Source organism: Peribacillus sp. YIM B13481 (assembly GCF_042787985.1).
Classification (GTDB): Bacteria; Bacillota; Bacilli; order Bacillales; family DSM-1321; genus Peribacillus; species Peribacillus simplex_A.
Genome location: NZ_JBHZPE010000001.1, coordinates 250427 through 276415 on the forward strand (window position 1 = coordinate 250427; position 25989 = coordinate 276415).

Sequence of the window (25989 nt, forward strand, 5' to 3'; positions counted from 1 at the left end):
CCCTATTTATACTTAATCCTAGGATCGATCGCTGCATACAACAAGTCCACAACAAGATTAATCATGACAAACAAAAAGGCGATGACCAGAATTCCGGACTGTATGACCGGATAATCCCGGGATAGTATTGCATCATAAATATATGTACCGATACCTGGCCACCCAAAAATGTTTTCCGTTAAAATGGCGCCGCCTAAAAGTAATCCTGTCTGCAGGCCGATAACCGTCACCACTGGAATTAATGCATTCTTGAAGGAGTGCTTGTAAACGACCCAAAACATTCTCATCCCCTTAGCACGGGCTGTACGGATGAAATCCGACCTCATAACCTCCAGCATGGACGAACGTGTCATCCTTGCAATAATGGCCATCGGAATGGTCGCAAGCGCAATTCCTGGCAAAATGAGATGTTTGATCACTTCAAAAAACTGATCCACCCTGCCAGCAATGAGTGTATCTATCAAATACAAGCCCGTTATGGCCGCAACGGGATCCCTGATATTATCCCGCCCTGTCGTCGGAAGTAAATCCCATTGAATTGAAATGATGTATTGCTCCATTAATCCCAGCCAGAATATAGGCATGGACAACCCAATCAATGCAATCACCATGGCTACATAATCAAACCATGAGTTTTGGAACCATGCTGATATTATCCCTGCATTTACACCAATGACCACTGCGATGATCATGGCGATCAATGCAAGCTCAATAGTGGCCATTAGGTATGGCCCGATTTCTTCGGAAACCGGACTATTCGTTTTTAACGATACACCCAGGTCACCCTTTAACAGGCCAGATAAATAATCCCAAAATTGAATGAACCAAGGTTTATCCAAACCGAGTTCCTTTGTCATTGCCGCAACTGCCTCTTTTGTTGCTTGCTGTCCTAAAATTACTTGTGCTGGATTTCCAGGGATCGCCCGAATCATCATGAATACAATAAATGCCATTCCGAGTAACACTGGAATGAGAGATCCTAAACGTCGTACGGTATAGGAAAACAAAACAATCACCCGCCTTTTAAATAAGGGTCCTTCGAAGCGCCCTCGATCATTTTGAAATGCATTCCATAACAAAACCGGGCAGCATGCATAAATCCATACTCCCCGATTCGTACGGTTAATTCTCTATAGACACGTTAACTAAAGATTGAGAACCGGTTGGATGCGGAACGAATCCTTTTATTGTCTTAGTTCCAGCAAGTTGTGGTAAAGAGTGTACAAGTGGAACCCATGGTGCTTCTTCATGAATGATTTCCTGAGCTTTTCCGTATAACTCATTACGCTTGGCTTCATCAGCAGTGGACTGAGCTTCGATCAATAGCTTATGGACTTCCTCGTTTGCATAACGGGCATAGTTGTTGGAGCCGATATTATCTTTATCCAATAATGTGTAAAGGAAGTTATCCGCATCTCCATTATCGCCTGTCCAGCCTAGCATGAAAGATTGAGCTTCACCAGCCTGCACTTTCTCTAAGTATGCAGCCCATTCATACGAAACGATATTTGCTTCAATGCCTACTTGTTTTAAGCTTGCTTGAATGGCTTCAGCCACTTTTTGACCATCTGGCATATATGGACGTGGTACCGGCATTGCCCAAAGGTCCATTTTGAACCCATCTTCTAGTCCAGCCTTTTTAAGTAATTCCTTAGCTTTTTCTACATCGTAGTCATAGTCTTCAATGTTGTCATTGTAGCCAGAAACAGATGGCGGCATTGGATTCTTGGCAGGCTCTGCTGTGCCTTCGTAAAAGTTATCAATGATTTCTTTTTTGTTAATTAGGTGAGAGATGGCTTGGCGTACTTCCTTTTTGTCGAATGGTGATTTTTCAACATTGAATGCAAAGTAGCCGACATTCATGGATGGACGTTCGAATATTTGTAGTTTGTCATCCCCTGTTACTTTGCTTATATCACTTGGATTTAACCCGTCCATTAGATCAACTTCACCTTTGATTACAGCATTTAAACGAGCGGAGTTATCTTTAATGACTTTAAACGTGATTCCATCAAGCTTTGGCAGTCCATCTTGCCAATAATCATCATTTTTCACCACTTCAATCGTATCGCCTGGTTTCCATGATTTGAATTTGAATGGACCTGTTCCGGAAGGATTCTTACCGAAATTGTCTGCATCTTTTTCAAAGCCAGTTGGACTTGCTATGGCAAATGTAGGCATCGCAATGTTTTTCAAGAATGGTGCCTGCGGACGATTTAACGTGAATTCCACTGTATTATCATCAATGGCTTTTACCTCTTTGATAACATGACCTTCATCACCTTCAAAGCCGCCAAACATAGAGGCATAGTATGCAAATTTAGCTTCATCCTTACTTTGTGCCCAGCGCTGAAAGTTTTTAACAACTGCTTCTGCATTGAAATCCGAGCCATCATGGAACTTGATGCCGGTTTTCAATTTGAATGTATATGTCTTTGCGTCATCTGAAACTTTCCATGATTCTGCAAGACCTGGCTTTATTTCCGTATTATCTTCCCCGTATTTTACAAGTGTTTCAAAAACCTGCTGTGTGACGATAAATGATTCACCATCCGTTACTATAGCGGGATCTAGTGAAACTGCATCGCCGCCTTTACCGTAAATCAATATGCCCCCTTTTGCTTCATTTGATCCCCCTTTATCATCATCTTTCTCTTTTGATGTAGACGAGGAGCATCCTGCAAGTGCAAGTGAGAGCGCCAGGATAGTAGTCAACAATAAAGCCAATGTCTTCTTCATATTCTTCCCCCTTTATTTTTTTAAAAATTTATGTGTACGTTAAATGTCAATTGTATAAATGACAAGCAACGTAGTGACCGGGTTTATGCTCATGCAAGACTGGTTTTACTGATTTGCACTCTGCCATGGCCTGCGGGCATCTCGTATGGAAGGGACAACCGCTTGGCGGGTTAGATGGGCTTGGAACATCACCCTGCAGGATTACCCTATCCCCTTTGTATTCCACATCCGGGATGGGCACGGCTGATAGTAAAGCCTGCGTATATGGATGAAGCGGATCTTCATATAGTCCTTCACTTTCCGTCAATTCAACGATATGTCCAAGATACATGACACCGACACGGTCGGAGATATGCCTCACCACTCCAAGATCATGGGCAATGAAAAGGTAAGTCAAATCAAAATCTTCCTGCAAATCCTGCAGGAGGTTCAAGACCTGGGCCTGAATCGACACATCCAGTGCAGATACCGGCTCATCGGCAATGATCAGCTTTGGGTTTACCGCAAGTGCCCTGGCGATGCCAATACGCTGCCGCTGGCCCCCACTGAATTGATGCGGATACCTTTTAGCATGGTAACTGCTTAAGCCAACAACCTTAAGAAGTTCCTGCACACGTGCCTTACGCGCCTTTTTATCTTTAACCCCATGAACGATGAGCGGTTCCTCCAATATTTTTTCAATAGTATGCCTGGGATTGAGGGAAGCGAATGGGTCCTGGAAGACCATCTGCATTTCACGGCGCATTTTTCTCATTTCACGGGAAGATAAAGCCGTCAGGTCCTTTCCTTCGAAATAAACATTCCCTTCACTCGGCTCAAGCAATCGAAGCAATAATCTTCCCGTCGTCGACTTTCCGCAACCGCTTTCACCGACAAGACCTAAGGTTTCCCCTTTATAAATGGAAAAAGACAAACCATCAACTGCCTTGACCTCTCCGATGGTCTTTCCGAGAACCCCTCCTTTGATTGGAAAATGCTTCTTTAGGTTTTCTACCTTAACCAATGTTTGATTCATGCAAGGCAGCTCCTTTCCCATCTTCATACAGCCAGCAGCGAACATGCCTGCCCTCATCAAATTTCAATAGAGACGGGGTCTCATTTATACATTGCTCCATAGCATGGGAGCACCGGGGGGCAAACTGGCACCCGAGGTTGCTTGTCCCAGGTTTTGGCACATTGCCCGGTATCGAGTAAAGGCGATCTTTCTTTATTCGCATATCGGGAATCGACTGAAGTAAACCGACCGTATAAGGATGTTTAGGGTTTTGGAAAATCGTTTGCACATTTCCTTCCTCTATCACCTTGCCGGCATACATGACAATGACACGTTCACACATTTGCGCCACAACGCCAAGATCATGGGTAATCATCATGATTGCCGTGTCTGTTTCTTTATTTAAATTCTTCATTAACTCTAGGATTTGTGCCTGGATCGTCACATCCAAAGCCGTTGTCGGTTCATCGGCTATAAGGAGTTTCGGCTCGCAAATCATGGCCATTGCTATCATGACCCTTTGTCTCATTCCACCCGAAAGCTGATGCGGATATTCTTTGAGCAATTCCTCGGCACGGCCAAGCCCAACCAGCTTCAACATTTCCACCGCTCTATGTCGGGCCTGTTTTTTGTTCCATTTTTTATGTATCCGAAGCGTCTCAACCAACTGCTCTCCAATAGTGAACACAGGATTCAAGCTTGTCATCGGTTCCTGAAATATCATCGCTATGTCATTCCCGCGAATCTTTCTCATTTTCGCTTCAGAGGCATTTGCGATATTCTCCCCTTTAAAGAGGATTTCTCCCTCCACCTTACCAGCAGGTGAAGAAACCAGACCCATGATGGATAAAGAAGTTACGCTTTTTCCGCATCCTGATTCTCCTACAATCCCTAAAACTTCACCAGGATTGACGTGAAAATCGATTGAATTTACGACAGGAATCACCCCATCGTCAGTACGAAAGCTGGTTCGCAGCCCATTCACCTTAATAATTGGTTCTTCCATCAAATCACTTCCTATATATAACTTTTTTCCCATTACATTATTTGGTTTATTATTGCATCAAAATTAAAATTTTACAATATATTTTCTAAAAATTCTAATTTAACAGAATATTTTTTTATTTTTTATACACTCACATTTTGGCATAAAAAAAGACTGCTTATTTGCAGTCTATGAAAGAGGGGAATCAGAAAACTTGATTCCAAATGAGGGTAAATCGGAGTTTCCAGCGAGGAAAAAGCTATATTTGCTTTGGGGAAGTAAGGGATGAAAATGAACTAATACTACAGTCAAGCTTTACAGAAGTTTTTTCGTCATCGGAATATTTTATGCTTTGTTCAAGTGCTGAAATTCGTTGCATTAATTTTTCATTATGTTCGTATAAATACTTGTTTTGTGTTTTCAGTTGAGTAAGCATCAAATTAATCTGTACTAATTCATATTCATTATTCGAAGTTTTCACATGGGTCTTCGCCACATGACGGATCAAATCACTTATGAGTTCTTCCATCCGCTTTTTCTCATGCATTGTCTAAAAGCGAGCTTGCTCCTGCCCGGAGGCAAGCTTTATATCCTTTACTCATGCTCGACCTCCACGTAAGACTATAAGCCAATATGTTCAAAATCCTTGGGTTTAATATCGTTTTGTTTAGATGCGATGAATTGAACCCTCTCGGCGACCACTTCAGTAACATATACATTTTTACCCTCTTGATTTTCGTATCTCCTTGTCTGTATTCTGCCTGTGATACCGATTAAGGCACCCTTTTTACAGTACTGAGCAGTATTTTCAGCAGACCTTTTCCATATGATGCACTGTACAAAGTCCGCCTCATAATCGCCTACTGTATTACGAAAGTTCCGGTTGACCGCTAACGTTATATTGGAAACAGCCTTGCCGTCTGGTGTATATCTTAATTCGGGATCCTTCGTAAGCCTGCCGACGAGGGTAACTTGGTTAATCATTTTTTCACTCCTTCCTCTTTAATATGCTTTTATCATACTCGTTCTACCTTCCAATAAAAAATGAAGGAAATGGCATTATTCCACCCTTTTCCTTCTTAAAAAACCGTTTGAATTGATGTAAAATCAATTTTTTTCGATTAAAATCAAGTAATAAACGCATTGTTAACAAAATTTAATATTTTGCAAATTTTTATTCTATCCTGCATAATTTAGACAATTGCTGGGTTTTCATTTCATTAAGGGACTATCTTTTAGTATGATATAATTACCTTTAAAAGGATTAATCGACATGAACCATTCCAGATAGAATAAAAATTTACGTTTAAGAAGGGGCTTTTATCACTCTTCTGGCAAGAAATGGAGGAATTAGATGAAATCATTTAAATTAATTTCGTTGCAAATTGTTACTGAGAATTTACAATTGATTGATATTGTATTAACAGATGGACTAATAATAAATAAAGAAAACGATGCTAGAACATGGTTACTGGAAGCCTTTGTAGAAGAAAAGCATTTCAAAGAGCTTGAACCCTCACTCCCCAATATAGACGGAGAGGTTTATATCCAGGCCGTCATTACCAAAAAGGACAATGAACCGGCATTGTTTCACACTGTTTTACGCACCATAAAAAAAGTAGGCAACCATTATAGCCTATTATTCGTTGGTCACATCCAAAAAACGCGTAGCAAATATGCTGAACTTCTTCTTGACGATTTAGTCCAAAAAGGTCTCGTCGGCGATGAATTAATAAATGAGTTCAAGCAAAAAATCCGTTCAAAGCCTAAATTAGCTACGAATAAATAACCCCCCCTTTATTTCCCTAATCGAATATACACAAAAAAGACTGACTTAGACGAATAAGGATGATAATCCTCTTCTTAACTAAGCCAGTCTTTTTCAATCTGTGCTAATTACTTATTGTCGTCGTGTTTCTTGTCAATCAAGTCATTTGAATCATTATCGTCATTGTCATTGTCATTGTCAATCACATCATTATTATCATCATTCAAGTCGTTGTTATCCGTGCCGTTGTTATCCTTTACACCATTTTTATCCTTATCTATGATGTTGTTATTATCTTCTGGTGCGGGTTTGTTGTCATTATCCTTATCATTCGTTCCACATCCAGCAAGGAACATAATAGATAATAAAGATCCCCCAATTAGTGCAAAAATTCTTTTCTTCATTTTTGGCAACCTCCTTTCCTTCTTTATCATTAGTTATTTTGCCCGAATGAGAAAATAACTTGCGTCCTATTTTAATTTTAAAAAGGAAATACACTTACCTCATATTTATTGGAATTTAATCATTAAAAAATGCCGGACATATAAAAATGTCCGGCATTCAAAGGGAGAATGGAAAGGGTCTAATTAAAAAAGCCCCTGCAGTACTCTTTAATATATACACCGCTGCACGATTCCTTAAACCACTTTTAAAAATATAGTCATATTAGTCCATTTTCTTTCCCCGAAAATGAATGCACTTCTTATTTGTCACCAAAGGCAAACATGATTTCGGCTTCACATGCTACTTCTCCGTCTACCGTTGCCACTGCTTTCCCTTTACCCATTGAGCCTCTCATACGCACTATTTCCACTTCCAGGCGCAGTTGATCACCTGGTTTTACTTGCTTTTTAAAGCGGCAATTATCAATTCCAGCAAAAAATGCAAGCCGTCCTTTATATTCTTCTTGTTTCAAAACCGCTACAGCGCCAACTTGCGCTAAAGCCTCTACAATTAAAACACCAGGCATAACTGGGTAATCCGGAAAATGACCATTAAAGAATTCTTCATTAGCTGAGACATTCTTCAAACCTACCGCTCTTTTCCCTTCATCTATTTCTATGATCCGGTCCACTAATAAGAATGGGTAACGATGCGGAATAATTTCCTTTATTTGTGTGATATCAAGCATTTTTGTTCCTCCTATGATTTAAATATTTCTAACATAACGTTAACTCGCCCCTGCCATAAAGACAGAGGCGTAGTTGCTATGTAATATAAATCCGTTAACGACAGCAACTACCTCAATGGAACTACGCGTCCTTGTTCACTATATCAATAATATGGGTCCATGTGGATTTTTGGAAAACATCCATTGCATGTCCTCCCCCGATCACACTGTATCCTATAAGTGCCCCGGATAACACAGCAATGAAAATCAATCCGATAACAATGAGTAAACGAAGCCAAATTGGCAAAAGACGGACCTTGATTCTACGATTCGGTTTCGTCTCAACTTCCTTTATCTCTTCTTCAATTTGTTGTCTCATTACACGATTTTGTTCCATATAGAATGTGAAAGCTCCTTTTTCTAAGAAAACTCGCCGACTGATTTCCCCCATACTCCAGAAAATAGGCAGCTATGGACAAACGATTCTCTTTGATATGAATTCATTATAACCGATTTGCTATAATTCCGCAGGGAGACATTTTATTTTCCCCGATAACTTAACGGATTCCATTGATTAATCCGCTCATTTGATCAGCCATCGTTACAGCCCGGGATTGAAATTGATAAGACCGCTGAACATTGATAAGATCCGTCATTTCTTTGGAAAGATCGACATTTGAGGACTCCAGAGTTCCTTGACGGATAGCTATTTGGTTGCGGGAATCCCCTGTTAATGCGGTCATGATATCGTCATCAGTTACACCCAATTCCTTGATGTTTCCGGGCAGGCCAAGTAAATTTCCGCCTAGCCGCTCAAGAAATTGCGGCTTATTTATCGAGACGATGCCGAGCCCAAAACTCTTTTTTCCGTATTCTTCCGTATCGACCGTCAAAAAACCATTTTCCGAAATCTTAATGTCTCTAACATTTCCGTCAATAAGGATCGGGTCACCATTTTCATCAAGCACCTGATGTCCAGCAGAGGTAACGAGCACCATTTGGTCCTGATCATTCGCATTTGGAGATAAATAAAAGGCGCCATCCCTTGTAAGCCTTGTATTGACCCCTTTACCGTTCTGAACGCTTACGGTGAAGAATTGGTCTTCACTAGTGAATGCAGCATCAAGATTACGGTCCGTAGTCTTTAAGGACCCCTGTGAAAGCACCAATTGAGACTGGCTTATCTTAGCACCTGTTCCCTGCCGAATGCCAGGTGTGGTCAGCCTTCCTTTTTCCTTGGTCTCACTCGGTTGATTATTGAAACTCTGTGTCAGTAAGTCATTGAAGCTCGTTTGGGTCTTTTTGTAGGCCGTCGAGTCCACATTAGCGATATTGTTACTTATTTGATCAATTTTACTTTGAAGCTGGTTCAGCGTATTTGTCGCTGTCATCATGGTACGATTCATGTATATTCCCCTTACATTTCCAAATTTCCAAAGGCGGTTTTCTGCTAATGTTCAATTAAAGCCTGCCAACTTCATTGACCGCTTTATCCAAACTTTTATCATAGGCTTGGAGAACCTTCTGACTCGCTTCAAAAGAGCGGTATGCCGACATCATTTCTGTCATCGTTCTCGATTGGTCGACATTAGAGCCTTCAAGGAACCCTTGCTTAGTAGAAAAACCGACCCCTTCAGACGTGTATGCGCTAGGTAACTTCCCATCTTTCACAGCCTTATAAAGGCCTTCCCCATCCTTAATGAGCTGTGATGATGGATCATCTGAATAACCGATGCCGAGACGTGCCGTTTGAACATTCCCTTCTAAAATAACACCGTTTTCCGTTACGGTGAACTGATCGCTATCAAGCTGGATCCGATTATTATTTTCATTCAATACATAATGACCGGCAGGTGTAGTCAGATAACCTTGTCCATCTAGAGTGAAACTGCCGTTGCGCGTATAACGGATGCCACCATCACCATCCTGAACAGTAAAAAACATCGACCCTCGCAGACCGGTTTCTTCATTGATCGGAAGGTTTTCATCGGCCAAGGAAATATCTGTATTAAGCTCGGTTTCCTCCAATGTACCCTGGGTAAATAAAGGATTTGCCTCCTGTACGTAAACCCCGGTACTGAGCCCCCCGACCTGGGATAATTCAGGCAAATTCAATTTATTCTCCGCAGGAACCGTTTTGCCATCTATGTTGCTGATAAGCATTTCCGGAAAAGACCTTACACTCATTTGATCTGCTTTATACCCTGTTGTATTCGCATTGGACATATTGTTTGTGAGCAATTCTGTGCGCCTTTGCTGTGTAAGCATCCCGGAAGCAGCTGTATAAAAACCTCTTAACATCCTCTTCACTCCTCATTCTACATAACTTATCCCGTTCAATTTCTCATATTTATCTTATCGGTCATGAACGTCAGTATCTTAAGGAAAAGGACTAGCATTAGGCAGAAGAATTTATATGTATCGTAGGCTAGGTCAGATTTAAAGGAATGGTGTTAAATTCTCGACTAAAAGAAGAGGGCCTATTGCTCATTAGTACTAGAACTGCACGCACTTTCACTATGCCTCATGTTTGTCTGAACCTTAGACCCCTATCTTATGATGCAGATTTCCATCCGCTTTTTAGTTGAATTTGTGCCGTGGCAATTTATCCATATTATCAAGCATGATTCCAGTTCCAATTGCTACACAATCCATCGGGTGTTCGGCAACGAGTACTGGGACCTTAAGCTCTTCAGCGAGGAGTAAATCAATCCCGTGAAGCAACGCTCCCCCGCCTGTTAAAATGACGCCGCGATCGATGATATCAGCAGAAAGTTCAGGCGGTGTCCGCTCAAGTACGCTTTTTGCAGCTTGTACAATGATTGAAACCTGCTCACGAAGAGCTTCCTCAATTTCTTCCGAATTGACCGAAATGGTTCTAGGTAATCCTGATACCATATCTCGTCCACGAATATCGATGACTTCATTACGGGAACCAGGGAAGACTGTTGCAACCTGAATTTTAATGTTTTCCGCTGTACGTTCACCAATCAGAAGCTTATACTTCCGCTTGATATAATGTAAAATTTCATTATCGAATTTGTCACCGGCCATTTTAATGGAAGAAGATGTAACGATATCCCCCATTGAAAGGACGGCAATATCCGTTGTACCCCCGCCAATGTCCACGACCATATTGCCGCTTGGTTGAAAAATATCCATGCCGGCACCGATTGCAGCCACTTTTGGTTCTTCTTCAAGGAATACTTTCTTCCCTCCGCTTTTTTCAGCAGCTTCTTTAATCGCCTTTTGTTCGACACTTGTTATGTTCGTCGGGCAGCAGATCAAAATTCTAGGCTTTGAAAGGAAGCCTTTCACATTCAATGTATTGATAAAATGCTTAAGCATCGATTCTGTTACATCAAAATCCGCAATGACCCCGTCTTTTAATGGACGAATTGCGATGATGTTTCCTGGAGTACGGCCTACCATTTTACGAGCTTCTTCCCCGACAGCAAGAACACGGTTCGTATTCTTATCAATCGCTACTACCGAAGGCTCATTTAACACAATTCCTTTACCTTTGACATGTATAAGAACATTGGCTGTTCCAAGATCTATCCCAATATCTCTAGCAAACATTTCTTAAATCCTCCTTGAATATCCTCACATATAACCTACTTCTGTCCTAATTGTTTATTTTACCATATTGCATTGGCACAAGTAAGTATGAATTATAAATAAACACTAATACTTACTATTTTTACCTCTTTTTCCAATATGTAAAAAAATCCGATGCCTTATGTACTATCTTCGGTCTTTCCCCACAAAAAAATTCCGGCAAGGAACCGCAGTCTAGGTTAAGAAAAAAGCTGACACAATTCCATGTCTCTTTATTCATCCCCTGATTGCTGGATTCGCTTCCAAATGCCGGAATGATATCACAAAGATTATTTGACGATTTCTTCTTCTCTTTCCGATCGTTTATATTTTAACTTTGTCGCTTCTCCACCTCGAAGGTGACGAATGGATTTGTGATAATCCAATATATCCTTCACTTCGTTAGCCAAATCAGGATTAATTTCTGGCAGCCTCTCAGTTAAGTCTTTATGAACTGTGCTTTTGGAGACTCCGAACTCTTTTGCAATGACGCGGACTGTTTTTCTAGTTTCCACGATATACTTTCCTATCTTGATAGTTCTTTCTTTGATGTAATCGTGCACACCACTCGACCTCCCCAAATTGGATGTGAGAAGTGTGAAATGAGATTCGTATTTTTCGAATCGAATACCGCTGCCCTATAAACAATGAAAGATAGAATTATTCACCTATTAGATAATTTGTAATAAACGATTCCTCACCTCAAACACTCTCTTTGCATGGTTTATAACATCTTATTAGCTTGGTTAAGAATATATGCCTAATGGGACAGGAGGTTTGGATTTATTTCTGATTTTCAACTGTTTATTTTCCTTAAGAACAAATTATTTCCCGAGAAATTTGTCGGAAATTCAAATGTTCCAGCATATCGGCCAATATTTCCTCGAAAGAAAAAAGGAAGCCGTTCAAAATGAACGGCTTCCTTTTACCAAATTTTCAGTTGTTGTCATTCGTAACGCTCAAGGTTTTTTGTTTTGATATTATTAAAAATCTTGATCTTAATTAGATTGTTTTAACGAATCTTTTAAGGAATCGCTTTCCTCAGTTGTATCTTCACCTGGGACAGAGCCTTCTTCATCTGTGCCACTCTCTAAATCAGTGCTCTCGTCAGTTTCATCAACGGCAGGCGATTCATCCGTGCCAGTTTCAGATTCTTCGATTGCAGGTGATTCTTTCTTATCCGTTTTAGATCCTTCGACTGCAGGTGCTTCTTCTTTATCAGTTTCAGTTTCGTCAACCGCAGGTGTTTCTTCTTTTTTAGCTGAATCGTCAAGTTCGCTGCCTTCAGCTTCAGTTGCCGATTGAAGGGCAGAAGCTTGTTTATCGACAAAATCAAGTGGATTTAACGCAATGTTATCTTTTCTGATTTCGAAGTGGACATGCACGCCCGCCTCTTCATTGATTTGGCTTTTTCCAGCTGTAGCAATTGCTTGCCCTTGTTTCACTTTGTCACCGACTGCAACTTTAATGTCTTTAACAGATTGATAACGAGTAACTACACCATCTTCATGCTGTACTTCAACTAAATTTCCAAGTAACGCATCGTCTTGGACTTTCGATACATTTCCACTTAGTGAAGCTTTTACATCGAAAGATTTTCCATCTTTCATTGCAATGTCTATACCTTTGTTTTGCTCATATCTATTGTTGTAGAATACCAACGCTTCTTCTTGTGCCTTTTCATCCGCATTCACATCATAAAACTGTTTCTTAATAACCGTTTTGTCTGCATCGGCTACAGGCATCTTGATTGTCTCAAGATTACTATTAACCTCGACAGAAGGCTGATTATAGTTTTTTCCTGTTTCAGCTGATTCCTCTTTGCCATCCTTAGCTGAATCATTAAAACTATTTTGTAATAAGAAGGCCGCGGCTAAGATTATGGCTGCACTTGCGATATAGATTGCTGATAATGCCCAACGTTGTTTTAGTATACGTCGGATTGTGGAAGTTGGTTTCTTTTCTTCCTCTCTCATATTAATCACCTCAGCAATCATTCTGAACATTTTGGTAAGATTATATACATTCAGATAAAAAAAATTTTAGATTTATTTTGTGGAAATGAAACCGATTTTATTCGTAGAATGGTAAAATGTTTGGTATCTAACTATTGAAGGGTGTTTAATTCATGAAAAAAGCCTTTAAAATCGTGTTAACGTTATTGCCTTTTCTATATATGATTGCCATTTGGATAATGTCGAGCAACCCCGATGATATGATTCTTGATCTTCCATCATCCTCAATTGACCGATTTATCAAAGAGGCACTTCATCTAGTCGAATTTGCCCTTTTATATGTATTATTGGTTTCTGCTCTTGCTGCAAACCACAAACTGAAACCTGGATTAAGCTTGTTGGCGGCCATAGCAGCATGCTTTTACGGAGTTATAGATGAATATCACCAATCATTCATCCCATACCGCTCCGCTACCTTAATAGATGTCATTAAAGATATCATTGGAGTAGCTGCTGTGTATTTTCATGTCCAATATCATTATTTTAAGCATGAACGAGGCTTTTTGACCATTATAGAAAAAATAAGCACAAAAAAATGAGAGATGGGATTCCCCATCTCTCATTTTTTTGCCGTCATCGTATTCAGCCACTTACTTGAAGACTGAACTTTAACGCCTTTATAATAATATTTTACGATGTCTTCATAGGTTTTCCCTTCCCTGGCCATTCCATTAGCACCGTATTGGCTCATTCCAACTCCGTGCCCAGATCCTTTTGTCGTGATGACAATCTGGTTGCCTTGACGCTCCCAGTTAAAATCGGATGATGTCAGACCCAGCTTTTCACGGATCTGTTTTCCTGTCATTTTCTTTCCTCCGATTTTCACCACACCTACGCGATTGCCTGATGTTCTTTCAATGACAGTTCCTATTGTTGTTCCCGACGATAGACTTACACCCAGTTTGCTTTCAAAATCTGCAGTGTTCACAACAACTTTATTATAAAACTTTGGTGATTCCTGTTTATCCCAAGGACTGGATACGCTTTTTAAATAGGGGAAATCCGCTTGCCAATAGTCCTCGGAATTCTCAGTGTAGCCATTGCTGGTCGAAAAAAAAGTCGCAGTAATCGGTTTTCCTTCATAGGTTAGAATTTGACCCGCTGTATCCTTTATTGCTTTGTTAATTTTCTTCATCTTCCATTTATAATCAGAGCCCCACTGTTTTTTCAGCTCATCATTATTCTTATAAACTTGGTGCATGACCGTATCGCTTACATCGGCACCATCAGGCAAGCCTAATCGACTTTCGCTTAGGAGCTGATTGACAATGTAGGTTCTCGCTGTCAATGCTTGTGCCTTAAGTGCTTCTTCCTCGAAATCCGCTGGCATTTCAGCCGCTACTACACCAGCTAAGTACGTTTCAATCGGCAGTTTTTCAATCTTTCTTGCAGATGTACGGTAAACAGCAACTTCAACGGAACTCATTTCATTTGCACTTACCTCTTTACCTTCATTCTTCACTTTTTTTTCTAATTGTTCGGCTAACTCTCCACTTGTCTTATCATTTGAAAATGGAAGCACAAGCACTGCTGGAATCATGATAATTACGAATGCTACTGCTATGAATAGTACAATCATCGGTTTGATTGCTTTCAAATTCCTGAGCCTCCCTACACTTGTTTTCTCTGCCGTAAATCACTATCCGGCAGGTATCTTTACATAACAAATGTATGTCGAAGGACAAGCTTTTATGAATAGAAAAACGACAACCATTTAGCTGGAGGCCATGAATGCCTGATACAAGACTAAAAAACCATTCACGTTTCAATGACACGAACGTGAATGGTTTTATAAGCTATCTTATGCGTTTAAATCGGCAATTTTTTTTGTTTCTGCAGGTACATCTTCGTTAATACGTTCCACATCGGCACCTAGAGAAGCCAATTTACCATGGAAATTCACGTATCCTCTGTCAAGATGCTTTAATTCTGTAACACGAGTAATGCCATCTGCAACCAATCCAGTCAGGATGAGCGCTGCCGCGGCACGTAAATCTGTTGCAGCTACTTCAGCACCTTGTATGTTAGTTGGTCCATTAACGATAACAGAACGACCTTCAATTTTAATATTGGCATTCATGCGACGGAATTCCTCAACATGCATAAAACGGTTTTCGAAAACGGTCTCCGTAATCATACTTGTTCCTTCAGCACGCAATAATAATGCCATCATTTGCGATTGCATATCAGTCGGGAAACCAGGATGCGGCATTGTTTTGATATCAATGGCCTTCAAGGTTTTTGGACCGATAACGCGTAATCCATCTTCTTCTTCAAGAATTTCAACACCCATTTCTTCCATTTTAGCAATAAGGGAAGTAAGGTGTTCAGGTACAGCGCCTTGAACAAGAACATTGCCGCCAGTAAGAGCAGCAGCCGTCATAAATGTACCGGCTTCGATACGGTCAGGTATAATCGCATGTTCAGTGCCATATAATTTATCGACACCCTCGATTCTCATCGTACCAGTACCAGCACCTCTGACTTTGGCACCCATTTTATTAAGGAAGTTCGCAAGATCTACAATTTCAGGCTCTTTGGCCACATTTTCAAGAACAGTTATACCTTCTGCAAGTGTTGCTGCCATCATGATGTTTTCAGTGGCACCCACACTTGGGAAGTCAAGATACACTCTTGCACCCTTAAGTCTGCCTTCTACCTCGGCATCAATGAAACCATTGCCGACCTTCACTTTTGCTCCCATCGCTTCAAAGCCCTTTAAATGCTGGTCGATAGGACGTGATCCGATGGCACAGCCACCAGGAAGAGCAACGCGGGCCCGGCCATTCCTTGCTAGTAATGAGCCCATCACTAAAACGGAAGCTCTCATTTTTCGTACATATTCAAATGGTGCTTCTTCTAATAACTCTCTTGATGCATCTACAGTTACTTGATTGTCATGAAAGGCAACATCTGCATTTAAGTTGCGCAATACTTCATTGATTGTATATACATCGGAGAGCGTAGGAACATCTTTAATGATACTTTTCCCATCACTTGCTAATAATGTTGCAGCGATAACTGGCAAAACGGCGTTTTTAGCACCTTCTACTTTAACTGTCCCGCTAAGCCTTTTTCCGCCGCGGACGATGATTTTTTCCAAAAGTATTCCCCTCCGCGTCCATTTTCTCTATATTAATATTCAAACGTTATGATTGGTGTGCCAACTACAAAGTTCGTTCGGTCACCCAATCCTTCTGTCCGTAGCCCAAACTGCAAATTTAATTTTTCTTTTGTCAAAGGTTGTTTAAACAATGTTGAATGTGCAGATATAGATGTAAAGTTTGTTTCATGCACACTCTCAATTTCCCTTGCTTGGAACATATCTAACAGGTCTTCAGTTTTAGCGTTTAAAACCGAATCCATATTATCATTGATAGACCCTTTAATACAAGAAAAAATTGAAGGAGTCCCTATAAATAGTTCATTCACCCTGTTCTGGAACGTAGTTGTAAAAAATGCCGAATTAGCTTTTTCCCACTCTTTTCCCTTCACTTCGTAAATGACATAGGTAACTTTATCAAATTTCTCTTCCGTTGTCATTATTTTGATGGACTCGGTTAGACCTGAATTGACATTGTAAGTTAACGCCTCAGCCTTCCAGCCGGAAGCATCATCTTTCCGGTCCCATTGAAATTGAGGGTATTTTCGTTTTAAAGCCGTAACTTCTCTTTCAAACTCTTGTTTAGTTGTAATCTCTTTATTTATTTCTCTAGCGAGTACAGACCAATCCCCTATGTCCAAATCCTTATCCTTTTGTAACAGTCCCACCAATTTGACTATATCTGGTTTACTTTCTGCCACAATCGTACTATTCCCAATTAAAATCACCATCAAACCAAGAAATACTATGTATGTTAACATTTTTTTGTTTAAATTATACATGTTAAATCCCTCCCCTTTTATCATTCTTTCCATAAGGAGAGAGATCATACTTCGAGTTTTCCGACAATTGGTGACACCTTCCACCTGACAAATGGCAGGAAGCAAAAGCGAATACAAGAGTAGAATCATATTTTGCTATAAGAAGAGCCTTACAGCTTATCAGTCATTACTAAACATATACGGGAGTTGGTTTGCAAATCCCAGGTAGTCAAGGAAGAAATTACTCACAACTGAACCGATGGCAACCGTTAATAAAATATATAAAACCCTGGCCTTGATGACCGAATTGGATCTTAAGATTTTATCAAAGTGTAATGCCTGTAAAGCCCACCAGGTAACTGCAATGAAAAACAAGTGTGCAATTATTCCTGTTAAAGCCTGCTGTCCCATTGCTGAAAACATGTACATACCTCCTAAAAGACACCCGTCTTCTATTCTAACACAAAACCCCTTCGTATTTGGAATATAAAAGGAAGAATTGCAAAATTTCTTTTTAAAACTGTAAATAGAGGCTTGATCCAATGGAGCAAGCCTCTGATACAGGCATTATATCATTTACTCGAAATAAAGTCTGTAAATTCACCGAATTGATCATGAATAAAATCTAAGGCAATATTTGGCGCCACACCGAAAAGTATGGTGCCTATTACGCAAATGATCAACACGGCGGATAGACCCGAACGAATTTTACTGACCTTCTCTGAATGAATGGGCCGGAAAAAGACTTGAACCAATAATCCGAAATAATACACATAGGACACAACAGTACCGGCAATCATGATTCCCGCAAGGACAAAATGTCCAGGTTCCGTAATGAATGTTCCAAGGAATATATTGAGTTTGCCAATGAATCCTGTCGTCCCGGGAATTCCTGCAAGCGATAGGATAAATACAGTAAATCCTATGGCAAGAAACGGTGATTTCCTCCCAAGTCCTGCAAGAATGCTAATGTCTTCTGATCCACTTTGGCTGGCGAGCAGCTGAATGACTGCAAATGCACCGATATTCATTAATACATAAGCCATTAGGTAAAACCAGACTGTATCGATCAGGAAATATCCCCCGCCCAATGTAGCCACCGCTACAAGGAGGTAACCCGCATGGGCAATGCTTGAATAAGCGAACAATCGTTTTAGATTTTGCTGCCTTAACGCAACCACATTTCCAATGATGATTGTCAGACCTGCCAATGAGGCTATATAGATATTATTTTTTTCCAAAAAGTCGAGTGCTCCGAAGGTATCGCCGGAAGCTGTTAGGAACAACGAAAGAAAAATGCGCAGGATGATGACGAAACCCGCTATTTTCGAAATTACACTTAAGAAGGCTACAACTGGTGTCGGTGCCCCCTCATATATATCAGGTGCCCACATATGAAATGGGGCAGCAGCTATCTTGAAGGATAAACCGACAAATACCATGAAGAAAGCGAGGCCCATAATATATTGCAGCTGACCATCCGTCATCGCAGCCATCGTCCGGCTCATCTCGCCTAGATTGACAGAACCAGTCACTCCATATAAATAGCTCATCCCGAATAAAGTGATCGCCGTGGATATACCTCCGTTTATCACATACTTCATGGACGCTTCGTTAGACTTCCGATCATGTTTACGCATTCCGACTAATATATAGGATGAAAGTGAAAGAAGTTCCAATCCAACGAACAGTGTTATCAAATCCCCGCTTGAGGACATGACCATCGCTCCAAGCAAAGCGGTCAGGAACAGATAATAAAATTCCCCCCGATGCTCTCGCAGCCCCTCTTGCGGTTCATAGCCTTCAGCCAGAAGGATGATTAGGCCCGCCCCGAATAATAGGAGTAGCTTAAATGCTTTTGCAAAAGAATCTAAACGAAACGTATCGGATAAGATACTGACTGTCTCAAAGGATAGTAAGCTAATCAGTGACAAACATGCCAAAATGATTCCGGTTAGCGCGAGCCATGCCAGTTTTCTCCGATTAAAGTGCTTCGGCCAGAATAAATCCAATATCGAAAGGATCATGGCCGTTCCAAGGATGATGAATTCCGGCATCATCGCTCCCCAATCATAAGAAAGCATCGTGTTCCACTCCATCCTTCATCGCCCCCCTAGAGCTAGCATCATGGCTTTAATCGTTCCTTGAAGAGGCCCGCCTAACAAATTTGGGTATACCCCAACGGATATTATCAAACCGAGAAGAACCGTTGCTGGTACAAGCTCCCAGCCTCTAAGGTCCCGTTTCTCTTTCTCTACCAAGCTATCATTTTTCCCGAACGTCATCAACATGACCGCCCTCAGTATATAGACAGCGGTTAATACCAGCCCGATCACCCCAATTGCTGCAAGCAATGGCTGACTCTTGAACAAGCCAAGAAATACCATGAATTCACTGATGAAGCCCGACATGCCAGGCAAACCGAGTGAGGCCAGCCCGCATGCTAACATGAAGCCTGAAAAAATCGGCATCGACTTGGCCAATCCCCCAAGCTTAGGAAGCATGGTGGTTCCCGTCCGCTCATACAACACAGCCACCAAGAAAAATAACAAAGCAGCAATAAAACCATGTGAGATGACTTGAAAAGTTGCTCCCTGAATGCCCGCTTCATTCAAGGCTCCCAGGCCCATCATGACGATTCCCATATGTGAGATTGACGAGTATGCTAAAACAAGTTTAAAATCCGTTTGTACCAATGCTAAAAATGCACCATATAAAAAACTGAGGACCCCAAATAGGACAACGGTAAAGGCCAAGCTTTTATATTGTTCAGGAAATATCCCCATTCCAAACCGGATGATTCCATATGCCCCTATTTTCAATAGTACACCTGCATGAATCATCACTATGGATGGAGGTGCTTCTGCATGGACTCGCACCATCCAGCTGTGAAAGGGAAATACGGGCAGCTTTATCGCAAATGCAACGAGAAAGGCCAGACATAAACCAAACTTCATCGAACCGGATATTGGTGCAAAAAGCGAAACACCGCCCATTGTCATAATCTGTGTCAAAGCCGCAATATTGGTCGTACCTGTCCTGGCAAACAAAATCAAAATAGCCACCAATAAAACCGCCGAACCAATGCCATTATAAATCAGAAAACTATAAGACGCTTTCTCCCTCTCCAGAAAGCCCCATCTACCAATTAAAAAGAAAGCGGGAATCAGCGTCATTTCAAAAAATATGAAAAAAAGGATCAGATTTTCTGACGTGAAGACACCAAGCATCCCAATTTCCAAGATTAAAAATAACAAATAATAACCTTTCCATCCTTGTTTTATATAAATGGAGGCGATTGCAGCCAGTGAAGAAATGATTGTCGTCAGTAATATGAAGATAAGACTTAATCCATCCAGCCCCAACTCAAAGTCAACCGTGAAGAGCTTGGGATCATACATCTCCAAATTCCCAAATCTTATCCAATTCAACTTAATGTCAAATAAGGATAAGGCCACACCCGAATAATATTGGCTGCATAGAAAGAACGATAGGAAAAGGGGAGGCAGTGTTCCGAAAAAACCAAATTGTTTAATCGTCCTTTCCTCTTTTTTCGGCATAAGGGCCACCATCACTATGCCCAGCAGAGGTGAAAACACTAAAAGCGAGAGCAAATAAACATTCATCTTAGATACCCCCCAGTTACTGCAAAAATCACCAAGAGTACCGCAAGTCCCAGAAAGGCTATCATTCCATATTGCTGTACCTGCCCCGTTTGCAATTTAGACCCTATTTTCCCCAATCCTTCAATTGAGCTTGTAACAGTGGATACCAAGCCACCGACAATGAATCTTTCGAAATAAGATAGGAATATACTGAAGCCTTTGATTGCATGGCCTACAGTGAAATGATAAATCTCATCAATATAATACTTATTTTCCAAAATTCTATATAACCCGGAGCTTTCCTTAACAAGCCAGCCCGGATGTAACCTCTTTTTAGCGTAAATCGTATAAGCAAGGAATATCCCGGCCAGCGATACAAGAACGGCCATGAACATTATCCAAACAGGTCCCTCACTATGGCTGGCGCCTAGAAGATTTTCATTTCCCTCCACAAGCCACTCTCCCAGGAAATCTCCAAACCAAGGTGTTTGGATATATCCACTGATTACAGCAAGCAATCCCAATGCGAGCATGGGAAGTAGCATGTTGGAAGGTGATTCCTTGACCTGTTTTATTTGACTGCGTGAATCTCCTGCAAAGATCATGAAAAACAGCCGGAACATATAAAACGCAGTTAAAAAGGAGGTAATAGCCGCTAGTCCAAACAAAACATAATTTCCATTCTCCCAGGCTGCCATTAGAATTTCATCTTTACTGAAAAAACCCGAGAGCAAGGGGAATCCTGATATCGCCAAAGTGCCAGTCAAGAACAGCGGCCCAGTCCAATTCAATTTACCCCATAATCCGCCCATCTTTTCCAAATCCTGTGTATGTATAGCATGAATAACACTGCCTGCTGCCAAAAACAGCAATGCTTTAAAAAAGGCATGGGTCATTAAATGAAACACCCCCGCCACATATCCAGCAGTACCCAAAGCAAGCATCATAAAACCAAGCTGAGAGATTGTAGAATAGGCCAATACGCGCTTAACATCCTTTTGCACTATAGCAATGCTTGCGGCAAAGATGGCTGTAAATCCACCTGTAATTGCTACGACCTGCATCGCAGCAAAACTAGCCAGGAATAACGGAAACATGGTCGCCACCAGATAAACCCCTGCAGCAACCATGGTTGCTGCGTGAATCAATGCGGAAACCGGAGTCGGTCCCTCCATTGCATCCGGAAGCCATGTGTGTAGTGGAAATTGTCCCGACTTCCCAACCGCACCGATAAAAATCAAAATAGCGATCAAAGTCAATCTTCCATTTGATATAACGTCCGATTGAACGGCTTGAAAGATCTCCCCATATTCAAAGCTGCCTGTTTCCCAGAATAGTAGAATAATACCGATTAAGAGCCCTACATCCCCAATCCTTGTCATGATGAATGCCTTCTTTGCTGCATTCTTAGCTTCCTCTTTATAAAAGTAAAACCCAATAAGCAGGAAAGACCCCACCCCGACCAATTCCCAAAAGAAATATAGTTGTAATAAATTAGGTGCCATGACAAGCCCAAGCATGGCAAAGGTGAAGAAGCCCAGATAAGCATAAAAAATGGAGAATCGCACTTCACCCTTCATATACCCCTTCGAATATATCTGAACAAGCAGGCTGACAAGGGAAACGATCACAAGCATCAAGGCATTAAGCTGATTGATTTCAAATCCCGCTGTAAGTTGCGTCCTTCCGAAGGAAAGCCAATCAATCGATATTTTATAAGTAGGTTCTTTAAACCGTTCTATCAAGGCAAGCAAAGATAAAACAAACGAAGCCAAAGTACATATAATTCCTATATGAGCCCCTCGTTCCCTCAACCGCCCACCTGATAGAAGCAGAACCAGAAACGTGACGAGTGGAAAGATCGGTATGAGCCAAGCGTTCTCCATCATCGTATCAAATCCCCTTCTTCATTTATATAAACCTTCAATGCTTCATGATATCCATTTCATCGACATTGACCGTCTTCCGGTTGCGATAAAGGGACATTAAAATAGCGAGCCCTACAGCTGCCTCGGCCGCAGCGATTGTAATCGTGAATAATGAAAACACTTGACCCGTAATGGATGGCGTTACCCCGAATTTACTGAAGGCAATTAAGTTAATATTCGCAGCGTTCAGCATCAGTTCGATTGAAATCAATACAATGACCGCATTTCTTTTCGTCAAAGCGCCATATAGCCCTATACAAAATAAAACGAGTGCCAATACAAGATAGGCCGACAAGGGAACTCCCGTCATGATTGATCTCCCTCCTCATCATCCTTTTTAGCCAATACGATGGCGCCGACTAAAGCAACAAGCAGGAGTACCGACATTACTTCAAATGGAATCACATATTTTGAAAAAAGTTCGATTCCTATTTGTTTTGTATTTTCCTCATGCAAGGCGGTAGGCTGTACAGGTATATCCAGATTATAAATCCCTAGATAAACCGCCACGGCAAATCCAGCAATCGCTGCCAGTAAGGAGAATTTCCCCCAACCCCCTTTAGCGGGTTCATCACTTTCTTGGTGTTTCGTGAGCATAATTCCAAATAACATCACGATCGTAATTGCCCCTGAATAAATAAGGATTTGGACAATGGCTACGAACTCAGCCGAAAGTACCATATAAATGCCAGCAATGCTCAAGAAAGTAAAAACGAGTGCAATTACCATGTGCACTACTTTAGTTAAGGTAATTAGCAGTACCCCGCCTAAAATGGCGACGAGTGCCAAACCAAAAAAGGCAATTAATTCACCGGACAAACTCATACTTTATTCACCTTCCGGATATTCTCATCATTTTCATCCAGCCACTCCAGATTTTTAAATAAATGTTCACGGCTATACTCCGCCAGCTCAAATTGATTCGTCATCACGATTGCTTCTGTAGGGCAGACCTCCGTACATAAATCGCACAAAATGCAAATCTCGAAATTAATGTCATACGTATCAATGATTTTACCTTTTTTCGACTGGTCCGGATGTTTTTTACCAGTTAATTGAATACAATCGGTTGGACAAATCGTCACGCATTGATTACATACAATACACTTTTCAGGATAAAATTTTTGGATTCCTCGGAATCGGTCAGGGAGCGGCAGCGGCTCATTCGGGTAGTCATAGGTCACTTTTTTCCTCGTCAAGTTCTTTAATGTATAGGTCAAACCTTTTGCTAAACCAAGCATATAAATCCCTCGCTTTCTGACCAGCTCAAGTTTTTAAAAAAGGTTAATTAATTCTTTTATAATTGCCGTCAAAAATATATTTGCTAATGCAACCGGAAGCAGCACTTTCCATCCGAATTCCATCAATTGATCTGCCCTTATACGAGGAAAAGTTACACGGATCCAGACCAACACATAGAAAACAGCACTAAACTTCAGACCGAACCAGATGGCTGCCGGAATAAAATCCAAAAACGGAATAGAATTCCATCCCCCTAAAAATAATACAGTGGTTAGTGTAGCCATTGCAAACATATACACATATTCGGATAACATAAAGAAGGCCCAGCGAAATCCAGAGTATTCAACATGATAGCCTGCAACAAGCTCGGACTCCGCTTCCGGAAGGTCAAAAGGAACCCTGTTCAGCTCGGCAACCGATGCAATAAAAAACACGATGAACGCAAGCGGCTGAAGAAAAATGAACCAAACCTTCTCCTGGGCTGCGACTATTTCATTCAAATTTAAACTACCTGTTAAGAGGACTATTCCCACTAGCGACATCACCAACGGAATCTCATAAGATATCATTTGAGCGGCTGCCCTCATTCCGCCAATCAAAGAATATTTATTATTGGATGCCCAACCCGCAGTGACGATGCCGATTGTCGATATGCCGGAAATGGCGATATAATAAAGCAGTCCGACACCTATATCAGCAAATTGGAAGGCATCGGTGAACGGCAAGGTGGCCAGGACCATGAAAGCCGGAGCAAAAGCAATCACTGGAGCTAATATATATAGCGGCTTATCGGCTTTTTTTGGTATAGTATCTTCCTTGATCAGAAGTTTCAAAACATCTGCAACGGTCTGCAAGAGCCCCCATTTACCCCCAATTTGGTTGGGGCCGACACGCAGCTGCATGAACCCCATGATTTTCCGCTCTGATAGGATTCCATATGTTACAAACCCTAATACAACGAATAACAGCAGGACTGCCAAACCAAAAAATATGCCAAAATTCAGTAGGCTTGGAGTGGAGTGGAGCAAATTCTTGATCATTTATCCATCCACCTCCCCTAAAACGATATCGATAGCCCCTAATATCGTTATCAAGTTCGCCATATTTTCCCCTTCCAATAATTTCGGAAGAATTTGCAGATTATAAAATGAAGGCCTTCGAAATTTCAAACGATATGGCTCCTTTTTGCCTTCACTCGCGATATAACAGCCGATTTCCCCTCTTGGTGATTCAATCCGGACAAACGCTTCACCCTTAGGAACCTTTATTATTTTCGGGACCTTAGCAAGGACCGGCCCTTCTGGAAATTGCTCAACCGCCTGCTCGATGATTTTCAGTGATTCTTCGATTTCTTCCATTCTACAGTGATAGCGTGAAAAGGCATCACCCTCTTCCCGTGTAGGAACATCAAAGGTGAACCTGTCGTAAATGGAATATGGTTCATTCTTTCTCAAATCCCATTTCACACCCGTACACCTTAAGTTAGCACCGCTAAGTGAATACTGCAGCGCTTCTTCTTTCGTATAGATGCCCACCCCTTTAACTCGATTCACAAAGATTTCATTCCCTGTTACAAGCTCATGGTAACCGATAAGCTGCTCCCTCATATAAGGTACAAACTCGGCCACCTTCACAATCCAGTCGTCAGGAGCATCCCATTTCACACCTCCAACACGCATATAATTGAATGTGAGTCGTGCCCCTGACAATTCAGTCAATAAGTTAACGATCATTTCACGTTCTCGAAAAGCGTATAAGAAAGGGCTCGTCGCACCTATATCAAGCAGGTATGTACCCCACCAGACAAGGTGGCTTGCAACTCTGCCCAATTCCATCGCGATAACACGCAAATATTCTGCCCTTTCGGGGATATCCACTCCCATCATTGTTTCAACAGCATGGCAAAGCACATAATTATTTGTCATTGCGGCTAGATAATCGAGTCGGTCGGTATATGGAATTATTTGTGTATATTGCAGATTTTCCGCTAGTTTCTCCGTACCTCGATGCAAATACCCAATGACCGGGGTAGCCTCTTTTATAATTTCACCGTCAATCTTGATGACAAGCCTAAAAACACCATGTGTACTCGGATGCTGCGGCCCGACATTGAGAAGCATTTCTTCCGTCCTTAACAT

At 41.3% G+C, this 25989-nt stretch carries 27 protein-coding genes; 2 read left to right on the plus strand and 25 right to left on the minus strand.

Going from position 1 to position 25989, the window contains the following annotated elements; translation table 11 throughout:
• Positions 1 to 2 precede the first annotated feature (2 nt).
• The 5 genes from ACFX4X_RS01185 to ssb all read right to left on the minus strand — a co-directional run bounded on the left by ACFX4X_RS01185 (position 3) and on the right by ssb (position 5702).
• Positions 3 to 1007: an ABC transporter permease gene (locus ACFX4X_RS01185; RefSeq protein ID WP_377380970.1), complete on the minus strand. Its 1005-nt coding sequence runs from the start codon at positions 1005 to 1007 to the stop codon at positions 3 to 5.
• A gap of 115 nt (positions 1008 to 1122) precedes the next feature.
• Entirely contained in the window at positions 1123 to 2739 is a 1617-nt protein-coding gene (locus ACFX4X_RS01190; RefSeq protein WP_377380973.1) for an ABC transporter substrate-binding protein, read from the minus strand.
• A 46-nt stretch (positions 2740 to 2785) separates the two neighbouring features.
• A complete protein-coding gene (locus ACFX4X_RS01195) occupies positions 2786 to 3754 on the minus strand; it encodes an ABC transporter ATP-binding protein (protein ID WP_061465654.1) in 969 nt (322 codons plus the stop codon).
• Positions 3735 to 4739 carry an ABC transporter ATP-binding protein gene (locus tag ACFX4X_RS01200; RefSeq protein WP_155727488.1) on the minus strand — a complete coding sequence of 335 codons (1005 nt, stop codon included), beginning with the start codon at positions 4737 to 4739 and terminating at the stop codon, positions 3735 to 3737. Before ACFX4X_RS01200 ends, ACFX4X_RS01195 begins: the two co-directional genes overlap by 20 nt.
• 600 nt (positions 4740 to 5339) lie before the next feature.
• On the minus strand, positions 5340 to 5702 hold the full coding sequence (ssb, locus tag ACFX4X_RS01205) for a single-stranded DNA-binding protein (RefSeq protein ID WP_377380978.1): 363 nt from the start codon (positions 5700 to 5702) through the stop codon (positions 5340 to 5342).
• 370 nt (positions 5703 to 6072) lie between these two features.
• On the opposite strand from ssb, the gene ACFX4X_RS01210 reads away from it, so the two are divergent.
• Positions 6073 to 6507 carry a YwpF family protein gene (locus ACFX4X_RS01210; RefSeq protein WP_377380981.1) on the plus strand — a complete coding sequence of 145 codons (435 nt, stop codon included), beginning with the start codon at positions 6073 to 6075 and terminating at the stop codon, positions 6505 to 6507.
• A gap of 107 nt (positions 6508 to 6614) precedes the next feature.
• Here ACFX4X_RS01210 and ACFX4X_RS01215 read toward each other — a convergent pair whose 3' ends face one another.
• From ACFX4X_RS01215 to spoIIQ, 8 genes are all read right to left on the minus strand, one after another.
• Positions 6615 to 6890 (minus strand): hypothetical protein, encoded by a 276-nt coding sequence (locus ACFX4X_RS01215; RefSeq protein ID WP_377380984.1) that lies wholly within the window; start codon positions 6888 to 6890, stop codon positions 6615 to 6617.
• A gap of 299 nt (positions 6891 to 7189) precedes the next feature.
• Positions 7190 to 7618, minus strand: a complete 429-nt coding sequence (gene fabZ, locus ACFX4X_RS01220; RefSeq protein ID WP_061465660.1) for a 3-hydroxyacyl-ACP dehydratase FabZ — start codon at positions 7616 to 7618, stop codon at positions 7190 to 7192.
• Between the two features lie 121 nt (positions 7619 to 7739).
• Complete coding sequence (locus ACFX4X_RS01225; RefSeq protein ID WP_061466309.1) at positions 7740 to 7994, minus strand: DNA-directed RNA polymerase subunit beta; 255 nt, start codon at positions 7992 to 7994, stop codon at positions 7740 to 7742.
• A 160-nt stretch (positions 7995 to 8154) separates the two neighbouring features.
• Positions 8155 to 9003, minus strand: a complete 849-nt coding sequence (locus tag ACFX4X_RS01230; RefSeq protein ID WP_284469209.1) for a flagellar hook-basal body protein — start codon at positions 9001 to 9003, stop codon at positions 8155 to 8157.
• Between the two features lie 55 nt (positions 9004 to 9058).
• Positions 9059 to 9898, minus strand: coding sequence for a flagellar hook-basal body protein (locus ACFX4X_RS01235; RefSeq protein WP_284469208.1), 840 nt, complete (start codon positions 9896 to 9898; stop codon positions 9059 to 9061).
• A 279-nt stretch (positions 9899 to 10177) separates the two neighbouring features.
• Positions 10178 to 11179: a rod shape-determining protein gene (mreB, locus tag ACFX4X_RS01240; protein ID WP_057911932.1), complete on the minus strand. Its 1002-nt coding sequence runs from the start codon at positions 11177 to 11179 to the stop codon at positions 10178 to 10180.
• A gap of 308 nt (positions 11180 to 11487) precedes the next feature.
• Positions 11488 to 11760, minus strand: coding sequence for a sporulation transcriptional regulator SpoIIID (spoIIID, locus tag ACFX4X_RS01245; protein WP_034315767.1), 273 nt, complete (start codon positions 11758 to 11760; stop codon positions 11488 to 11490).
• Between the two features lie 435 nt (positions 11761 to 12195).
• Positions 12196 to 13173: a stage II sporulation protein SpoIIQ gene (spoIIQ, locus tag ACFX4X_RS01250; protein ID WP_377380991.1), complete on the minus strand. Its 978-nt coding sequence runs from the start codon at positions 13171 to 13173 to the stop codon at positions 12196 to 12198.
• 152 nt (positions 13174 to 13325) lie between these two features.
• On the opposite strand from spoIIQ, the gene ACFX4X_RS01255 reads away from it, so the two are divergent.
• A complete protein-coding gene (locus ACFX4X_RS01255) occupies positions 13326 to 13751 on the plus strand; it encodes a VanZ family protein (RefSeq protein WP_377380994.1) in 426 nt (141 codons plus the stop codon).
• Between the two features lie 20 nt (positions 13752 to 13771).
• Here ACFX4X_RS01255 and spoIID read toward each other — a convergent pair whose 3' ends face one another.
• The 12 genes from spoIID to ACFX4X_RS01315 all read right to left on the minus strand — a co-directional run bounded on the left by spoIID (position 13772) and on the right by ACFX4X_RS01315 (position 25989).
• Positions 13772 to 14809, minus strand: coding sequence for a stage II sporulation protein D (spoIID, locus tag ACFX4X_RS01260; protein WP_377380996.1), 1038 nt, complete (start codon positions 14807 to 14809; stop codon positions 13772 to 13774).
• 204 nt (positions 14810 to 15013) lie between these two features.
• Entirely contained in the window at positions 15014 to 16315 is a 1302-nt protein-coding gene (murA, locus tag ACFX4X_RS01265; RefSeq protein ID WP_089362013.1) for a UDP-N-acetylglucosamine 1-carboxyvinyltransferase, read from the minus strand.
• A gap of 32 nt (positions 16316 to 16347) precedes the next feature.
• Positions 16348 to 17097 (minus strand): YwmB family TATA-box binding protein, encoded by a 750-nt coding sequence (locus ACFX4X_RS01270; RefSeq protein WP_377380999.1) that lies wholly within the window; start codon positions 17095 to 17097, stop codon positions 16348 to 16350.
• A 159-nt stretch (positions 17098 to 17256) separates the two neighbouring features.
• A complete protein-coding gene (locus ACFX4X_RS01275; protein ID WP_101223821.1) occupies positions 17257 to 17499 on the minus strand; it encodes a DUF1146 family protein in 243 nt (80 codons plus the stop codon).
• Positions 17500 to 17648: 149 nt separating this feature from the next.
• Complete coding sequence (gene nuoN, locus ACFX4X_RS01280) at positions 17649 to 19175, minus strand: NADH-quinone oxidoreductase subunit NuoN (protein ID WP_284469205.1); 1527 nt, start codon at positions 19173 to 19175, stop codon at positions 17649 to 17651.
• A 3-nt stretch (positions 19176 to 19178) separates the two neighbouring features.
• Positions 19179 to 20702: a complex I subunit 4 family protein gene (locus ACFX4X_RS01285; RefSeq protein WP_377381003.1), complete on the minus strand. Its 1524-nt coding sequence runs from the start codon at positions 20700 to 20702 to the stop codon at positions 19179 to 19181.
• Positions 20699 to 22570 (minus strand): NADH-quinone oxidoreductase subunit L, encoded by a 1872-nt coding sequence (gene nuoL, locus ACFX4X_RS01290; protein ID WP_284469203.1) that lies wholly within the window; start codon positions 22568 to 22570, stop codon positions 20699 to 20701. The genes ACFX4X_RS01285 and nuoL overlap by 4 nt, the downstream gene beginning before the upstream one ends.
• Before the next feature lie 34 nt (positions 22571 to 22604).
• Positions 22605 to 22919, minus strand: a complete 315-nt coding sequence (nuoK, locus tag ACFX4X_RS01295) for an NADH-quinone oxidoreductase subunit NuoK (protein WP_061465679.1) — start codon at positions 22917 to 22919, stop codon at positions 22605 to 22607.
• Positions 22916 to 23434: an NADH-quinone oxidoreductase subunit J gene (locus tag ACFX4X_RS01300; protein WP_061465681.1), complete on the minus strand. Its 519-nt coding sequence runs from the start codon at positions 23432 to 23434 to the stop codon at positions 22916 to 22918. Before ACFX4X_RS01300 ends, nuoK begins: the two co-directional genes overlap by 4 nt.
• Entirely contained in the window at positions 23431 to 23850 is a 420-nt protein-coding gene (nuoI, locus tag ACFX4X_RS01305; RefSeq protein ID WP_061465683.1) for an NADH-quinone oxidoreductase subunit NuoI, read from the minus strand. The genes ACFX4X_RS01300 and nuoI overlap by 4 nt, the downstream gene beginning before the upstream one ends.
• Positions 23851 to 23883: 33 nt before the next feature.
• A complete protein-coding gene (gene nuoH / locus ACFX4X_RS01310) occupies positions 23884 to 24891 on the minus strand; it encodes an NADH-quinone oxidoreductase subunit NuoH (protein WP_377381008.1) in 1008 nt (335 codons plus the stop codon).
• Positions 24892 to 25989, minus strand: a complete 1098-nt coding sequence (locus ACFX4X_RS01315) for an NADH-quinone oxidoreductase subunit D (protein ID WP_061465687.1) — start codon at positions 25987 to 25989, stop codon at positions 24892 to 24894.

Coding starts and splice junctions, on each gene's coding strand:
- ACFX4X_RS01190 (WP_377380973.1), bottom strand. CDS start 2,739: ATGAAGAAGACATTGGCTTTATTGTTGACTACTATCCTGGCGCTCTCA.
- ACFX4X_RS01195 (WP_061465654.1), bottom strand. CDS start 3,754: ATGAATCAAACATTGGTTAAGGTAGAAAACCTAAAGAAGCATTTTCCA.
- ACFX4X_RS01200 (WP_155727488.1), bottom strand. CDS start 4,739: ATGGAAGAACCAATTATTAAGGTGAATGGGCTGCGAACCAGCTTTCGT.
- ssb (WP_377380978.1), bottom strand. CDS start 5,702: ATGATTAACCAAGTTACCCTCGTCGGCAGGCTTACGAAGGATCCCGAA.
- ACFX4X_RS01210 (WP_377380981.1), top strand. CDS start 6,073: ATGAAATCATTTAAATTAATTTCGTTGCAAATTGTTACTGAGAATTTA.
- ACFX4X_RS01215 (WP_377380984.1), bottom strand. CDS start 6,890: ATGAAGAAAAGAATTTTTGCACTAATTGGGGGATCTTTATTATCTATT.
- fabZ (WP_061465660.1), bottom strand. CDS start 7,618: ATGCTTGATATCACACAAATAAAGGAAATTATTCCGCATCGTTACCCA.
- ACFX4X_RS01225 (WP_061466309.1), bottom strand. CDS start 7,994: ATGGAACAAAATCGTGTAATGAGACAACAAATTGAAGAAGAGATAAAG.
- ACFX4X_RS01230 (WP_284469209.1), bottom strand. CDS start 9,003: ATGAATCGTACCATGATGACAGCGACAAATACGCTGAACCAGCTTCAA.
- ACFX4X_RS01235 (WP_284469208.1), bottom strand. CDS start 9,898: ATGTTAAGAGGTTTTTATACAGCTGCTTCCGGGATGCTTACACAGCAA.
- mreB (WP_057911932.1), bottom strand. CDS start 11,179: ATGTTTGCTAGAGATATTGGGATAGATCTTGGAACAGCCAATGTTCTT.
- spoIIQ (WP_377380991.1), bottom strand. CDS start 13,173: ATGAGAGAGGAAGAAAAGAAACCAACTTCCACAATCCGACGTATACTA.
- ACFX4X_RS01255 (WP_377380994.1), top strand. CDS start 13,326: ATGAAAAAAGCCTTTAAAATCGTGTTAACGTTATTGCCTTTTCTATAT.
- ACFX4X_RS01270 (WP_377380999.1), bottom strand. CDS start 17,097: ATGTATAATTTAAACAAAAAAATGTTAACATACATAGTATTTCTTGGT.
- ACFX4X_RS01275 (WP_101223821.1), bottom strand. CDS start 17,499: ATGTTTTCAGCAATGGGACAGCAGGCTTTAACAGGAATAATTGCACAC.
- nuoN (WP_284469205.1), bottom strand. CDS start 19,175: ATGGAGTGGAACACGATGCTTTCTTATGATTGGGGAGCGATGATGCCG.
- ACFX4X_RS01285 (WP_377381003.1), bottom strand. CDS start 20,702: ATGAATGTTTATTTGCTCTCGCTTTTAGTGTTTTCACCTCTGCTGGGC.
- nuoL (WP_284469203.1), bottom strand. CDS start 22,570: ATGATGGAGAACGCTTGGCTCATACCGATCTTTCCACTCGTCACGTTT.
- nuoK (WP_061465679.1), bottom strand. CDS start 22,919: ATGACGGGAGTTCCCTTGTCGGCCTATCTTGTATTGGCACTCGTTTTA.
- ACFX4X_RS01300 (WP_061465681.1), bottom strand. CDS start 23,434: ATGAGTTTGTCCGGTGAATTAATTGCCTTTTTTGGTTTGGCACTCGTC.
- nuoI (WP_061465683.1), bottom strand. CDS start 23,850: ATGCTTGGTTTAGCAAAAGGTTTGACCTATACATTAAAGAACTTGACG.
- nuoH (WP_377381008.1), bottom strand. CDS start 24,891: ATGATCAAGAATTTGCTCCACTCCACTCCAAGCCTACTGAATTTTGGC.
- ACFX4X_RS01315 (WP_061465687.1), bottom strand. CDS start 25,989: ATGTTAAGGACGGAAGAAATGCTTCTCAATGTCGGGCCGCAGCATCCG.